Source organism: Gracilibacillus salitolerans (assembly GCF_009650095.1).
Taxonomy (GTDB): Bacteria; Bacillota; Bacilli; order Bacillales; family Amphibacillaceae; genus Gracilibacillus; species Gracilibacillus salitolerans.
In genome coordinates, this window is the sequence record NZ_CP045915.1 from 1,768,655 (window position 1) to 1,784,530 (window position 15,876).

Here is a 15,876-nt window from a genome sequence, read left to right on the forward strand (position 1 = left end):
ACAGGTATTAATGGAAACTTTGTGTAAAATCCATGATTGCGATTTCAGTTTCTCATGAATGTGATATACTCATAGTTAAAGACAGATTTGTAGCAGGGGGAGTAGTTGCAAGATGAAAAAATTATGGGAAACTTTGAAAACGATGTCTTTTAAAGAAGCAGTAGATTATATTTGGGAATACTATAAAATACACATTATTGGAATTGTATTAGGAGTAGCTTTTCTTGTATCTATTTTATCGACAGTTTTTAAGGAAAAAGAGGAAACTTATGAAGTGATGGTTGTCAGTGAAATACCGTATGAAATTACGGAACAATTCTCCAATGAGGTGAATGAGAACTACTTTGAAGAATTTCAAGTAGCAGTAAATAATATTACGTCTGGTGGCGGTTCCATTTCAGACTTATCATATGCAGATATACAAAAATTTTGGGCAAATATTGGTGCTAATATGGTGGATGTCATTGTAACCAATGAAGCGATTGCCGAACAAATGGTGGAACAAGAAGGGATTTTACAAATAGAAGAAGCTGTCGATATGTCATTATTGGAAGAAAGTGAAGTAGAGTTATATGATTTTGGAACAGATTCTGTATATGGGATTGATACTAATCAATTGGATGTTTTTGATGATATCGAACTTTTTCAGGACAAGGTTATAATTATCCCAATCAACTCTGAAAACCATGACAAAACCACGCAATTTTTAGAAACATTATTGCAATCCTAACATAGAAATCGACAAGAAAAACTTGTCGATTTCTCATTTAAAAGCGAGAAAATTATTAAAATAATACACAAAATCCATTAAACTGCGAAGTAACTTTTGCGAGGATTTGCTTTCTTCCGTTCTAAATTTTGATGAGATTTGGCATACGCTTCGGCAGAATACTGCGCTTTCCGTGGGCTCGGCTTCAGCTAACTTTGTGAAGGAAAACACTTCACAAAGTGGATCTTCAGCTCTCGCTGTCCCACAGGAGTCTCCGTATTCTGCCTACGCTAACTTTAGAGTCCTGATTATTGAAAGTATAGAACTCATGGAACTATAATCTTTGGATTTCCTGTCTTTTCAACAGAACACTATGCTAAGCTGCGGAAAAATGCGACACTCCTGGGGGAAGAGCGCGAGCTGAAGATGCACTTGGTAAAGTGCTTTTCTTTACCAAGTTAGCTGAGGCCGTGCCCCCGGAAAGGGAGTATTTTTCCGCAGCGACGAGTTAGCATTCAACTCCAGAAGAATGGAAGAAAGCCACACTAAACAGAATTTTCATTGGTTCGTATTTTTATCTATTGCGAATCAGATAAATAGTGTGGGGCGGGTGGGTTTTACCTGTTTTTTATAGATGAATAATTATTATTTGATAGAAGGGTGTTAACAATGAAAAAAGCGATTTATGTAATGGATCAACGTTCATTTGATTTAGTATATCCGAAGTTTGTTAGAGAAGAGATTGGGGAATTAGTCGAAGTAGTTGCCGAGCCAATGAATAAGGAACAATTATTGAATGATTTATCAATCCTTGAAGAAGTGGAAGTCTTGCTAACCGGATGGGGTGGCCCAACATTGGATGAAGGATTGCTAGAATATGCACCAAATCTGAAAGCAGTATTGTATGCAGCAGGCTCCATTAAATCGATCGCAACAGATGTAGCTTGGAAAAGAGGAATTTTGTTTTCTACAGCGGTTACAGCAAATGGACGTCCAGTGGCAGAATTCACCTTATCACAAATTTTATTTTGTTTAAAAAATGGTTGGCAATTTGTTCGCGATATTCAGGTAACAAAACAATATCCACCAAAACCTTTTGAATTAAAAGGCGCTTACCGCAGTGTTGTCGGATTAATATCTTTAAGTACAGTCGGAAGACATACGTTAGAATTGTTACAGCCCTTTGACATAGATGTCTTAGCATATGATCCGTTTGTTTCAGAGGAAGAAGCAAATAAATTAGGTGTTACAATGTGTTCACTAGAAGATATTTTCCGTTATGCAGACGTTGTTTCACTACATACGCCGTTATTGAAAGAAACAATCGGCATGATTACTGGAGGCCATTTTACGTTAATGAAGCAAGGTGCTAGTTTTATCAACACCGCCAGAGGTGCCATTGTACGGGAAAAAGAAATGATAGAAGTTTTACAAGACAGAACAGATATCACAGCTGTATTGGATGTAACAGATCCTGAACCGCCAGAGCAAGGATCTCCGTTATTTCAAATGCAAAATGTTGTAATAACACCACACTTGGCAGGAAGTGAAGGGGAAGAGTGTGGAAGAATGGGTGCCTATATGTTAGAGGAATTAAAACGATATATCAACGAAGAACCGCTTCAATGGTCTGTATCTAAAGAACAATTTCAAAAAATGGCCTAAGAAAGGAGATTAAGCATGAAAATAGGTTTATGCTCGGTAACATTTCGTGATAAAAATCCAGAACAAATTGCAGATTTAGCGATGGAAGTTTCGTTAGACGGGATTGAATGGGGAGGAGATGTCCATGTTCCCCCAGGAGATTACGAGCATGCTGAAAAAGTAGGAGAAGTAACAAGATCACGTGGGTTAGAAGTCAGCTCCTACGGTTCTTACTATCGACTGGCCGATCATACCGGAAATGAATATGATTTCACGACAATCCTTGAAACGGCAAAAAAATTACAAGCACCAGCAATTCGTGTTTGGGCAGGGATGAAAGGAAGTAAAGAAGCGGATGAATGCTATCGTAAAAAAGTAGTCGAGGATGCCAGGAGGATAGCAGATTTAGCTTCAGATGAAGGGATTAGTGTTCATTTAGAGTATCATGATAACACGTTAACGGATACAAAAGAAAGTGCCAGAAAGCTGATGGAAGAAATTAATCATAATAATCTATTGCTATACTGGCAGCCTTCTAATGGTGTCTCCGTAGAGGAACGATTAGCGAGTATCGATCTAGTAAAGGAATGGATCACCAATGTCCATATTTTTCATTGGCATTCTTTTGAAGACCGCTTGGAGCTGATTAGTGGCGAAGGAGAATGGCAACAGTATTTAAAGGCGATCGAGAAAGATGGTCGTGACCGGTATGTATTAATGGAATTTGTCAAGGATGATGACGAAAGACAATTTCTGAAAGATGCGCAGACATTGCATATTTTAAGAGATACAGTTACAAATAAAACAACCTGATAGCGAATATCAGGTTGTTTCTCTTTTTATCAAAGTGGTATCAATGTAAACTTTCTTGCAAATTTGCCGATCATCTCGTAAACGTTCCATCATTAGATCTACCGCCGTTTTTCCCATAAGTTCTTTTTCAATACGAACGCTGGTTAATGCAGGATAGACATATTTCGAAACGCTGATATCATTAATACCTACTAAACTAATTTGATCAGGTATCTCGATTTTTGCCTCATTTACAGCTTTTAGAGCACCGATAGCGAGTGGATCGTTTGCAGCGATAAATCCTGTCTTATTTGTTGATGGTCTTTTCAAAAATTGATCCATTAAATCATATCCACTATCGACATTAAAATGATCTAATAAAATCAGTCGTTCATCTAATAAACGCTTTTCTTTCATATATTCATGAAAATAGTATTCCCGAATATCTTTGATGGGGTCCATTGTTCCTTGCAGTGTTTCTTTCCCGCCGATAAAGCCAATCTTCGTGATATCATGAGCTAATAAATGATCAACAGCTTGCCTGATAACGGTTTTGAAATCTGTTAGCACGGCATCACAACCGTCATGTTCAATGTCGGAATCGATCAAAACAATTTGCTGTGTCAGCTGTTTGAATTGGTCGATCTGTTTTTTACTAAAACGTCCGACAGCCAGAATTCCATCTATATCTTCCGGTATATCATTCAGTTCATAAATCGTATATTTTAATAAATGCAAATGATGTTGGTTTGCTTGTTCTTCAATGCCGTGTCGGATCCCCATGTAATATAAATCGGTAAGTTCCTCTGCTTCTGTTACCCAGTGTATAAAAGCTATTTTTCTCGTTAATTTTTTTCGAGTTGCCTTTTTTTGATAAGAAAGGGATTCAGCAATTTCGAAGATTCTTTTTTTTGTTTCATCGCCTACTGATAGCTTTGGATCATAGTTTAATACACGGGAAACAGTTGCAATCGAAACACCTGCTTTTTCTGCAATTTCTTTAATGGTTGCCATAACATTCACTACCTTTAAGTAAAATAAGTAAAATTTAACTTGACTAGTTTTACTAATTATTTTATTATACTACCTAAGAAAACTCAATATTTATTATTGCCGAATGTATCCGATCTCAAAAATAAGGAGGCTTTTTAGATGTTAAATAAATCGAAGCTAAACTACACATCACCTCAGAATGGTTATCCGGAGTGGAACAATAACCCAGATATATTTCAATTAAACCGAATGCCACAGCATTCCCTAGCGATTCCTTACCAAAATCGTGAACAGGCTTTGTCACAACTGGAAGAAAAGTCACCCTATTACAAAAATCTGAATGGTAAATGGCATTTTCACTTTTCGGAAAATCCAGATAAAAAAGTGAAGGATTTTTACAAATCAGCATATGATGTGTCGGCTTGGGATAAAATTCAGGTGCCAGCTCACTGGCAATTAGAAGGATATGATTACCCTCAATATGTCAATACAAGATACCCGTGGATTGAACACGAGGACATTGAAGCACCTTTTGCTCCCACCAATTATAACCCAGTTGGTCAATACGTGACGACCTTTGCTTTACCTGATAATTGGGCTGATCAGCCTGTTATGTTACATTTTGCCGGGGTCGAGGCTGCGTTTTACGTGTGGTTAAATGGAGAGCTCGTTGGTTATAGCGAGGATACATTTACGCCTGCTGAATTTAACCTGACTCCGTATTTACAAGCTGGAGAAAATAAACTAGCGGTGGAAGTATATCGCTGGGTAGATGCTAGCTGGTTAGAGGATCAGGATTTCTGGCGGATGAGTGGGATTTTCCGTGATGTTTACTTATATGCTTTACCTGACCTTCACCTTTATGATCATCGTGTTCGCACTACTTTTGATCAAGACTATGAAAATGCAGAATTGGAAGTACAAGCACAACTAATCAACTATCATCAAAAATCATTCTCTGCCAGTCGTCTGAAAGTAGAATTATTAACGGATGATAACGAAGTCGTTTCAAAACAATCAGTTGATCTTGATATAACCAATAAAGAAAAAGCGGAAGTCACTACCAAGACTACGATACAAAATCCTAGAAAATGGAGTGCTGAGAAACCGTATTTATATACGCTTGTTTTTACATTAACAGGTGACAACGATGAAGTGCTAGAAGTTTATGCAACGAAAATAGGTTTCCGTCAATTCGAACTGATCGACAATATTATGCATATTAATGGAAAGCGGATTATCTTCAAAGGGGTCAATCGTCATGAATTCACAGCAGAAAGAGGACGATCCGTAACAGAACAAGATATGATTGATGATATTGTTCTCATGAAACAACACAACATTAATGCGGTTCGAACATCACATTATCCAAACCACCCCAAATGGTATGATTTATGCGATCAGTATGGCTTGTATGTGATTGATGAAACAAACTTGGAAACGCATGGTACCTGGCGTTATGGTCAGGAAACATTGGAGGATGCCCTGCCAGGAAGTAAACCAGAATGGACTGCCAATGTTTTAGACCGTTGTAAATCGATGTATGAACGTGATAAAAATCATCCATCAATCATCATTTGGTCACTTGGAAACGAGTCCTTTGGCGGGGATAACTTCTTAAAAATGCATGAATACTTTAAAAATGAGGATCCAACTCGCCTTGTCCATTATGAAGGAGTGTTCCATTACCGTCCGTCTGATGATGCTTCTGATATGGAATCGACCATGTACCGCAGCCCGCAGGAATTAGAATTTTATGCGAACCAGCCTGGTGTCAAAAAGCCGTACATTTTGTGTGAATACAGTCATTCTATGGGTAATTCAACAGGTAATCTGCACAAATATACAGAGCTATTTGATAAGTATCCTTCCTTGCAAGGTGGGTTTATTTGGGATTGGAAGGATCAGGCACTAAGGCATAAAACAAAGAATGGTACCGAATTCCTGGCTTATGGCGGTGACTTTGGTGAATCTCCTCACGATGGTAACTTTGCCGGTGATGGTTTAATATTTGCTGATGGTACCGTTTCGCCAAAACTGTTAGAGACTAAAGCATGCTACCGCAATATTGACTTTGAAACAGTCAATATGAAGACAGGTGAATTTAAAGTTATAAATAAAAACCTTTTCCAAAGTTTAGAAGATTATAAATTAGTTTGGACGGTGGAAGAGAATGGAGAGGTATTAGAGTCTGGTATTCATCCGCTAGATGCTGATGCCGGCAGTGAGCAAGTTGTGCAACTATCCTATCATAGTGAACAATTTCAACCAACAAAAGAACAAATTGTTACATTACAGGTGATTTATGATCATACACCATTCTGGGCGGAAGCAGATCATGAAGTTGCTTTTGAGCAATTTATCGTTCCGGCTGCTTCAACCAAAGATACAGTCCCTGGCACCGTAAATATTGAAGAAGATGCTCATGTCTATCGAATTACTGGCGAGCAATTTTCGGTTACATTTGAAAAGGAATCAGGTTTATTATCCTTCTATCAAGTGAATGATGTCGAATTTATCAAACAGCCACTTGTACCAAATTATTGGCGAGCAATGACAGATAATGATCGTGGTGCGAAAGTTGACCAGACGAGTCAAGCTTGGCGCAAAGCAAGTCTTGAAAGACAATTAGTTCATTTCAAAGTCCATAATGAGGCAAAGAGAGTAGCGGTTGAAGCAAGTTATCGCCTGCCTACTTCCACTATTTCGATGGTGAAATTAACCTACTCTGTTGATCCAACAGGAACAATTGAAGTAGAACAACAATTACTGCCAGGAGAAGGATTAGCTGATATACCGGAGATCGGAATACGTTTTGAGATCAATGATACGTTTGAACATATATCATGGTATGGCAAAGGCCCTCATGAAACCTATTGGGATCGCCAAAAAAGTGGCAAGGTGGCCATTCATAATGGAAAAGTAAAAGATCAGCTCCAGCCTTATTTAAAGCCACAGGAAAGTGGAAATAAATGTGGTGTTCGCTGGTTAGAACTTTTCGATGGAGAAGGCAATGGGTTGAAAATAACCGGCGATCCAACTGTTGAAGTAAATGCTCTTTCCTATACACCATTTGAATTAGAGGAAGCTAGTCACCATTATAAGCTACCTGAGTCAGATAAAGTTTCTGTCCGAGTAAACGGCTGGCAAATGGGTGTAGGAGGAGATGATAGTTGGGGACAGCAGGTTCATCCGGAATATCGTTTACATGCTAATCGCTCTTACAGTTATCGTTTCACATTGAAAGGTTTTTCCGGATAACTTTGTATTTACTGACAAATAAGCGTATAATGGAGGTATAACCCATGAAAGGGAGTGCCGTATGGCTTATTTTAATAATCAGAAAGAACCCGTACAAAATGTCGAGACTAATGTTTGGTCTTGTGTAAGTGATGATTGTCAGGGCTGGATGCGTGAGAATTATTCATTTGAAAAAGAACCAGCATGTCCAATATGCAAATCAGAAATGAAGAAAGAAGTTAGAGTAATTCCGGAAATGAAATAATAGATGAGAAGCTACTCTCTGATAAGGGGGTAGCTTCTTCATTATCGAGATAGGTTTAGGAAGCATTTCTTGGATAGATTGATCGCTACTTGTGTAACATTACCTTGCATAGGATAAGATTCTATACCTTGAAATTCCGTACCCTATCATTTACTTTCTAGCTTGACAGAAGGGGTAGTAAAAAGCTAAAAATAGAGTAGGGAATGTTTCGTTCATACATATTAACTAGATAAAAAGGCAGTGGGGTAAAATCATGAAGTTAACGATAAGAGAGATAGCAAAAATGGCAGGGGTTTCACCAGGAACGGTATCAAAAGTAATTAACCAAACTGGAAGCATTAGCCCAAACACGATTCAAAAAGTAAAGAAAGTCATAGAAGATACAGGATATCAACCAAGTTTTTCAGCAAAAGCTCTTGCAACAAAGAAATCGAATATGATTGGTCTTATATATGCTGGAGAAGTTCATGTTGAATTCAATCATCCTTTTTTTAACCAGGTTATAAATGCTTTTAAAAACACGTTAGGACAGTTAGGTTACGATATTCTCATTTTCTCAAATCAAGCGTTTAATATTGGGAAAGAGGACTATGTAGCTCGAGCAAAACACTATCAACTAGATGGTTGTTTAATCATTGCAGGGGAGCAGATTGAGGAAGCGATCTATCAACTAGATCAAAGTGATATTCCGACAGTGGCTGTCGATTTAGAATTGTCAGGAGAGTGTTCTAGTTATGTAATGACAGATAATGAAAAAATATCCAGGCAAGTTGTCGAATATTTTTATTTGAGTGGTATCCGAAAATTGGCGTTTATTGGTGGGCAAGCGGATTCGATTATCTCTAATGTACGTAAAGATGCATTTATTCAATCGATGAAAGATTTCGGAATGGACCTCCGAGATGAATGGATTAAATATGGGAACTTTTTTGAAGAAAGCGGTTATGAAAAAATGAAAGAAATCTTAGAACAGGGAAGTATACCTGAGGCGATTTATGCCGTTTCCGATATGATGGCATTAGGCGCTTTGAAAGCGATTAAAGAAGCGGGGTTATCGGTGCCACAAAATATAAAAGTTATCGGATGCGATGACATTGAGGCTTGCAGATATAGTGACCCCACTTTGGCAACCGTCAAACAGGATCAAGTGAAAATTGGTAGACTGGCAGCTAATATCCTGCATGATTTAATAAATGAACGAAAAGTACAAAAATCTGTCTATGTTGACCCTGAATTAATTATTAGAGATTCTGGTAGAATTTAATCCCATCTGGTACGTTTATTATTTTAGAAAAAGGCTATAATGTTAACAAAATATTTCTAAAATAATATATCAAGAAATGGGTGATAGGATGAACCAGACTGACCAAATGCTGTTTCGTATTTTACATGTGCTGGCTTCGTTTTTGGCATTACAGTTATTATGGTTTTTCTTCTCATTAGGGATTGTTACTGTTATTCCCGCAACTGTTGCTATGTATGCTGTAGTCTTGGAATGGTCGAAACATGGAGTAGATATAATAGGGGTATGGAAGGCGTTTTATCAAGCTTTTAAATTGAATTTTAGAAATACGTTATTTCTAGGAATTAATGTGGGTGTAATTGTGATTATCTTCGCTTTCAATACAAGCATTCTTCCGACATTTAACGGCTTTCTGCATCTTTTTCTGCAAGTTTTATGGTTGTTTGTAGCAAGTATCTCCATTTTTACCTTAATTGCGATGTTGCCATTAATCGTAACATCTCATTTAAAAGGATTAAAGTTATGGAAACATGCATGGATAGCTTCGATTACTATACTACCTGATATTTTATTAATTGGAGGCATAGGTGTCATTTTTGCGATTGTGGGATTGTATTTCCCAATGGCAATTATTGCAGGTGTGAGTCTTTTTGCATTTATTCATATTAATATATGGCAAAGAGCTGTCAAAAAATTACCACAAGACTTTTTAGATCAGTGTTTATTAAAATATCGTTATCGGTAACTGCTTCTTAGGTGAGAAGCAGTTTTATTTATTATAAGGTAGGAAAGTATATAACCGTTGGTATCAAAGCATTTTGGTATCCTATTCACGTTTAAAATGTGTAATAAATAAAGATATAGTTGACTAGTCATGTTGTTTATTATGAAAGGTATCGTGTGCAAGGAAATCGCTTCGGCTGCCCGCTTCCCTTTCCGTGGGGTTTTCCCTTCAGCTAACTTTTCCAAGCAAAAACCGCTTGGAAAAGTTGATCTTCAGGTAAAACAGTCCCACAGGAGTTGAAGCGGCCGGCCTCCGCTATAAAGTTGTTCTACAACGTTTTTGACCGTTATCTTTTTGAGCTTTCTTAAAGTGGTCACATTTACATTGTGGAATAAAAGTCGTCATGTTACTACTTGCACCCATTGCAGGTCTCTATTTAGCGTAGGCGTCCACTTCGACTCCAGGGGGATCAGCGTGATCTGAAGATCCACTTTTGCAAAACGATCTTTTTTGCAAAAGTTAGCTGAAGAGCATGCCCCACGGAAAGCGAAGTGGGCAAGCCGTAGCGGTTGTTACGCATATTATCCATTTCAAAATTACTAATTTATTCCATAGTTATCAACCATCAGTAGTGAACATTATCTTTCTTTTGCACTATCTTTATTTTGGTCAATTAAAAGGACCGGGTGGGCTTCCCAGTTTTTCTTAATAAGCGAGATGTCAGTTCCCGTATATAGTGTCCTATTTGATGAGGAAGATATATATGGATGGTTAAATAGGACTTAGTCGGCAATTGCTTCATGTATAGTCATTAAGTTGTTACCATGACTTAATGGTTAATCAGAATCATAATTTTACCGGAGAAGGAAACCGATTTCTTTATAAAGATAATTTACAAAGGAATATTTCAAAAAACTATTGATTTTGTAATATATTAGTAATATAATAAACCCGAGAAAGCGGATACATTATGCTGCAGCGTAATAATAAATTTTATTTTTTAGCTTTTGAGGAAACCGATTTCTTTTATGGCGCTATTTTGTATTTAAAGAAGTTTAAAACAGGGTAGAAAAGTCTTATTTGTATTATTTGTTGTTGTTAGGCTTAAGTATAAAAATATTGGGGGTTAGTAATCATGAAAAAATGGTTATTGTTAGTTGTATTCTCTTCACTAGTAATCGCTTTAGTTGCTTGTAGTGATGACAATGAAAGTGCTGGTAGTGATGATGGTGATGCTGGTGATGACAGTGGTGAAACTGTATCGTTGGATTTTTGGATCTTCGGTAGCACAGGCTATGGAGAATTAGTAGACGAGTACATGGAGGAACATCCGAACGTTGAAATCACGATTAACGAAGGTGAAATGAATGATATGCACAACAACTTGTTTACATCCATTTCCGCTGGAAGCGGTGCACCAGATATTGCACAGATTGAAATTAGTGAAGTGGAGAAATTTTTAGAGGCGCAAGATCAATTCTATAATTTAAATGACTATGGAGCTGAGGATGTCGCTGGCAATTTCCTTGATTGGAAGTGGGCACAGGCACAGAATGTTGATGGATCTTTCCAAATAGGTTTGCCAACTGATATTGGACCGACAACAATGTTTTATCGCACAGATGTAATGGAAGAAGCTGGCCTTCCAACGGATCGTGAAGAACTAGCTACAGAGATTGATACATGGGATGCGTACTATGAGGCAGCTAAAACAGTTAAAGCGGAAACCGGTAAACCTATGGCAGACGCTCCGCAACTTGTATTCAATGCACTTAGAGACCAACAAGATCAACAATATTTTAATGAAGATGGTGAATTGATCCTAGAAGATACTGTAAAAGAAGCTTATGATTATACTACTAAAATGATTCAAGAAGACTTAATTGGTGAAAATGAACTTTGGACACCTGAATGGGGAAATGCAATGGCTGAAGGAAGCTACGCTACAATGCCTGGTGCTCCGGGTTGGATGGTAGCTAATGTGAAAGGTAATGCACCTGATGCAGGTGGCAATTGGGATATCGCAAATATTCCGGAAGGGGCAGGAAACTGGGGAGGTTCTTTCTTAACAATCCCAGAAGAAACTGAACATCCACAGGAAGCATTTGAGTTTATCTCCTGGTTAACAGCGCCAGAACAACAATTGAGATCATTTGAAATTGCTGGATTATTCCCTTCTACACCAGATGTATATGAGGATGAGGAATTTCTAGCAACTTCAGATGAATACTTCAGTGGTGCACCTACTGCGCAAATCTTTGCAGATGCAGCTCAATCAGTGAAAACTGTTTACATGGGTGTTAATTATGCAACGGTTGACACTGAACTTAATACAGCGCTTATTAATGTCGCTGTCGAAGGTGCAGACCCTCAGGAAGAATGGGATGCAGCTGTCGAACGTATCAGCTCACAAATAGAGAGACAATAAGGATGATACTTAAACGGTCTATGGTGTTCATTCATAGACCGTTTAAAATCAGTGAAAGGAGAGAAGGAAATGTCTCGAACAGAAACATCGTTAAAAACGTACAAAAAATCATCCTTGAGTGAGAAAACGAAAGAAGCCATATCAGGCTACTTATATGTTTCCCCTTTCTTTATTTTATTTGCTATTTTTGGACTATTTCCCATTCTTTTTAGTTTTTATTTAGGGTTTCAAAAGTGGAATGGTCTAGGTGAAATGGAATATGTCGGTTTGCAAAACTTTAAATGGGTGCTAACTGATAAGATATTTTGGACTTCTTTAACTAATACGCTAATTATGTGGGTATTAGGTACTCTTCCACAATTGTTAATAGGTATTATCTTGGCATATGCGTTAAATTCGGCATTGATAAAAATGAAAAGCTTTTTCCGAGTTTCCATCTTTATGCCTTATGTAACTTCAACGGTTGCGGTTGCTATTGTATTTGGCATTATGTTTAATAGTCAGGAATTTGGATTGTTTAACGTAATTTTCAGCTGGTTTGGTGTGGAGCCTATTAGCTGGGGAACATCTTGGTGGGGGGTAAAAGTAGCAATCTCCACGATGGTATTTTGGCGTTGGGTTGGTTACAACACGATCATTTATTTAGCTGGCCTTCAAGCTATACCGAATGAATTGTATGAAGCCTCACAGATCGATGGTGCTACAATCAGACAGAAAATACAGTATATAACCATTCCAATGTTACGACCAATCATTATTTTAACTGTATTTACTTCAACGATTGGTGCATTACAACTATTTACCGAGCCACTAATCTACATCGGTCGAACTTATAGAGAAGAAGGGATAACTGTAGTGCTCTATTTATACCGTGAAGCTTTTTCTAATTTATCATTTGGTCCAGCTTCAGCAGCTGCGATAATCTTATTTATTATTATTATTATCATATCCTCAATTAACGTATTTATTGCAAATCGGATTGGGAGATAAGGAGGGTTAGTCAATGAGTGAAAAAGTCGGATCAAAAAAGGTTTCAATTTCGAAAATGTTTGTGTATGCTCTACTTGCCATTGCTACCTTTCTATCCATCTTTCCGTTGTATTGGATGTTTGTAATGGCAACAAACCACAATAGTGCAATTAATAGTGTTCCACCGGCATTTATTCCGGGCGCAGAATTAGTGACAAACTTTGTAAAAGTAATAGAGACTATTGATTTCTTTGGCGCTATTTGGAATTCACTTATTGTATCGACTGTTACAACAATAGGTGTATTATTTTTATGTTCTCTAGCAGGTTTTGCCTTTGCTAAATTTGAATTTAAGGGTAAAAATATCTTGTTTATCTTTATCTTAGTTACGATGATGATACCACCACAACTTGGACTTATTCCACAGTACTTCATCATTACTAAACTAGATTGGTTAAACGATTTAAAAGCAATTATTGTACCAGGATTGATCGATGCATTTGGTATATTTTGGATGAGGCAGTATATTAGTAGTAATGTTCCGGATGAACTGGTAGATGCAGCCAAAATTGATGGTTGCACTAACTTTAGAGTGTATTGGAACATTGCAGTCCCAGTTATAATACCGGCGTTTGCTACCTTAGCGATTATTCGATTTATGTATATTTGGAATGATTTTCTGTGGCCACTTGTTGTCTTGCGTGAAGAATCATCATTCACTATCCAAGTTGCTTTACGTGGATTAATTGATAATTACGTGCGTGATAATGGTATGATCTTATCTGGAACGTTTTGGGCTACTGTCCCACTGATAATTGTATTCTTGTTATTAAATAGATTATTTATTCAAAGTCTAACTGAGGGTGCGGTAAAAAGTTAAGGTAATACATTTAATAAAAAATAGAGGGATTCACATGAAGTTAACAATCAGAGAGATAGCTCAAATGGCAGGTGTGTCACCAGGTACCGTATCAAAAGTAATCAATAAAACTGGTAGTATTAGCCCGCAAACAGTGAAAAAAGTAAAAAAAATAATTGAAGAAACAGGATATCAACCTAGTTTTTCAGCAAAGTCATTGGCGACCAAAAAGTCCAATCTAATTGGTTTGATTTATGCAGGAGAAGTTCATGTGGAATTTAGCCACCCTTTTTTTAATGAAGTAGTCAATGCTTTTAAAAATGCGATAGGAAAACTAGGATATGATATTCTAGTTTTTTCTAATGATAAATTTAACATGGTGAAAGAGGATTATGTAGCTAGATGTAATCACTTCCATCTAGACGGCTGTGTCATCATCGCTGGGGAGCAATTAGAGGAAGCTGTTAATGAGTTGGATCAAAGTAATGTACCTTGCGTAGGAGTTGATATCGAACTGAAGGGACCTAGATCAAGCTACGTATCTACAGATAATGGGAAGGTTTCTGCTAAAGTAGTAGAATATCTTTACTTAAACTCTATTAAAGAGGTGGCGTTTATAGGTGGTCCAGCAAATTCAATCATTTCTAACCTCCGAAAAGAAGCTTTTACACACTATATGCACCTTTTCGGAATGACTGTTAGACCGAATTGGATTCAATTTGGTAATTACTTTGAAGATAGTGGCTATCAAGCGATGAAACGAATATTAGCTAGTAAGCCATATCCAGAGGCGGTTTACACAGCATCTGACATGATGGCGTTAGGTGCATTAAAAGCACTGAAAGAAGAAGGTTTACGTATACCCGAGGATATGAAGCTAGTAGGTTGTGATGATATCGAAGCTTGCCGCTATAGTGATCCCCCACTTGCGACAGTCAAGCAAGATAAAGATAAAATGGGAAAGCTAGCAGCTTACATGTTGCATGATTTAATAAATGGAAACACGGAACCAGGTTCCATATTAGTAGATCCGAAATTAATTATCCGAGATTCCTGTGTAATCGAAAAGGATATAACAATGTCCACATAAGGGTGATGACATGAATAAATCAGAAAACATTTTCTTTCGCATACTTGATATTTTCGCCCACTTTGTATTACTCAATACACTTTGGATTATTTGCTGTGTACCTATAATAACTATTTTCCCAGCGACAACGGCTTTATTTGGAGTTGTCCGAAAATGGCACACAAATGGAACAGATGCCGGATCCATTCGATTGTTTTTTTCACTATTTAGAGAAAACTTTAAAAAAAGCTTTTTTATTGGCGTTTTATGGATCGTTGCCGGATTTATTTTATTTGTTGATTGGTCAATCCTGCTACAAGTAGAATTTACTGGGAAGTTGGGGGTATTCACCTTATTGATATTTTCCATTATTCTATTTATTTTTATGACAATATATGTATTTTTTGTTTTAGTGCATTATGAACTTTCTATATTACAAACGCTTAAGAATGCTTTATTCCTTTCGTTAGGTTACTTTTTTCATACACTTTTGCTGTTGGTAACAATAGTTGTAGCAATAACGGTTACCTACTTTGCACCGGTTTTTCTTATGATATTCGGAAGTATTCTAGCATTTACTATGTATTTCATCTTTCAAAAATTATCTATCAAAGTCCAACAGAAACTTGTATGAAAAGGAGAACCCTTAAGTAAAAATTCATTAGATGAGGCTGGGACATAAGTATTTAGTCATCCAAAAATCCGAACGAACATGTAAATTCTTTAGTTAGGATTCGATGTAGTTCGGATCTTTTATCTTTCCATTTAGAAGGTATTGATTGCAAACAAGGCGGATGATGAACGAAATCATGTAACCATTTTGAAATGTATTTACTGCTAAACGATCGCTGCGACCGACCACTCCGCTTTCCGTGGGCACGGCTGAAGCTAACTTGGTAAAGAAGAGCACTTTACCAAGTGGATCTTCAGCTCGTGCTCTT

The 15,876-nt window shown here is 37.3% G+C and carries 13 protein-coding genes; 12 read left to right on the forward strand and 1 reads right to left on the reverse strand.

The window, feature by feature from the left end; translation table 11 throughout:
* Nucleotides 1-112: 112 nt before the first annotated feature.
* The 3 genes from GI584_RS08190 to GI584_RS08200 all read left to right on the forward strand — a co-directional run bounded on the left by GI584_RS08190 (nucleotide 113) and on the right by GI584_RS08200 (nucleotide 3,166).
* Nucleotides 113-730 (forward strand): hypothetical protein, encoded by a 618-nt coding sequence (locus tag GI584_RS08190; RefSeq protein ID WP_153790917.1) that lies wholly within the window; start codon nucleotides 113-115, stop codon nucleotides 728-730.
* Between the two features lie 648 nt (nucleotides 731-1,378).
* A complete protein-coding gene (locus tag GI584_RS08195) occupies nucleotides 1,379-2,374 on the forward strand; it encodes a hydroxyacid dehydrogenase (protein ID WP_100361142.1) in 996 nt (331 codons plus the stop codon).
* Nucleotides 2,375-2,389: 15 nt separating this feature from the next.
* Nucleotides 2,390-3,166 carry a sugar phosphate isomerase/epimerase family protein gene (locus GI584_RS08200; RefSeq protein WP_153790918.1) on the forward strand — a complete coding sequence of 259 codons (777 nt, stop codon included), beginning with the start codon at nucleotides 2,390-2,392 and terminating at the stop codon, nucleotides 3,164-3,166.
* A gap of 9 nt (nucleotides 3,167-3,175) precedes the next feature.
* Here the strand turns inward: GI584_RS08200 and GI584_RS08205 are convergent, their stop codons facing one another.
* The gene (locus GI584_RS08205) at nucleotides 3,176-4,159 is read right to left on the reverse strand and encodes a LacI family DNA-binding transcriptional regulator (protein ID WP_100361140.1); all 984 of its coding nucleotides are present in this window, start codon (nucleotides 4,157-4,159) and stop codon (nucleotides 3,176-3,178) included.
* A 138-nt stretch (nucleotides 4,160-4,297) separates the two neighbouring features.
* Between GI584_RS08205 and GI584_RS08210 the strand changes: the two genes are divergently transcribed.
* From GI584_RS08210 to GI584_RS08250, 9 genes are all read left to right on the forward strand, one after another.
* Entirely contained in the window at nucleotides 4,298-7,399 is a 3,102-nt protein-coding gene (locus GI584_RS08210; protein WP_153790919.1) for a beta-galactosidase, LacZ type, read from the forward strand.
* Nucleotides 7,400-7,460: 61 nt separating this feature from the next.
* On the forward strand, nucleotides 7,461-7,643 hold the full coding sequence (locus tag GI584_RS08215) for a cold-shock protein (RefSeq protein WP_018931074.1): 183 nt from the start codon (nucleotides 7,461-7,463) through the stop codon (nucleotides 7,641-7,643).
* A 253-nt stretch (nucleotides 7,644-7,896) separates the two neighbouring features.
* Nucleotides 7,897-8,907 carry a LacI family DNA-binding transcriptional regulator gene (locus GI584_RS08220; RefSeq protein ID WP_100361138.1) on the forward strand — a complete coding sequence of 337 codons (1,011 nt, stop codon included), beginning with the start codon at nucleotides 7,897-7,899 and terminating at the stop codon, nucleotides 8,905-8,907.
* Between the two features lie 88 nt (nucleotides 8,908-8,995).
* Nucleotides 8,996-9,631 (forward strand): YesL family protein, encoded by a 636-nt coding sequence (locus GI584_RS08225; RefSeq protein WP_153790920.1) that lies wholly within the window; start codon nucleotides 8,996-8,998, stop codon nucleotides 9,629-9,631.
* Nucleotides 9,632-10,745: 1,114 nt separating this feature from the next.
* Nucleotides 10,746-12,038 (forward strand): ABC transporter substrate-binding protein, encoded by a 1,293-nt coding sequence (locus GI584_RS08230; protein WP_153790921.1) that lies wholly within the window; start codon nucleotides 10,746-10,748, stop codon nucleotides 12,036-12,038.
* A gap of 69 nt (nucleotides 12,039-12,107) precedes the next feature.
* Complete coding sequence (locus GI584_RS08235; RefSeq protein ID WP_153790922.1) at nucleotides 12,108-13,028, forward strand: carbohydrate ABC transporter permease; 921 nt, start codon at nucleotides 12,108-12,110, stop codon at nucleotides 13,026-13,028.
* A 13-nt stretch (nucleotides 13,029-13,041) separates the two neighbouring features.
* Nucleotides 13,042-13,887 carry a carbohydrate ABC transporter permease gene (locus GI584_RS08240; RefSeq protein ID WP_100361134.1) on the forward strand — a complete coding sequence of 282 codons (846 nt, stop codon included), beginning with the start codon at nucleotides 13,042-13,044 and terminating at the stop codon, nucleotides 13,885-13,887.
* A 34-nt stretch (nucleotides 13,888-13,921) separates the two neighbouring features.
* Complete coding sequence (locus GI584_RS08245; protein WP_153790923.1) at nucleotides 13,922-14,956, forward strand: LacI family DNA-binding transcriptional regulator; 1,035 nt, start codon at nucleotides 13,922-13,924, stop codon at nucleotides 14,954-14,956.
* A 10-nt stretch (nucleotides 14,957-14,966) separates the two neighbouring features.
* Nucleotides 14,967-15,569 carry a YesL family protein gene (locus tag GI584_RS08250; protein ID WP_153790924.1) on the forward strand — a complete coding sequence of 201 codons (603 nt, stop codon included), beginning with the start codon at nucleotides 14,967-14,969 and terminating at the stop codon, nucleotides 15,567-15,569.
* Nucleotides 15,570-15,876: the final 307 nt, after the last annotated feature.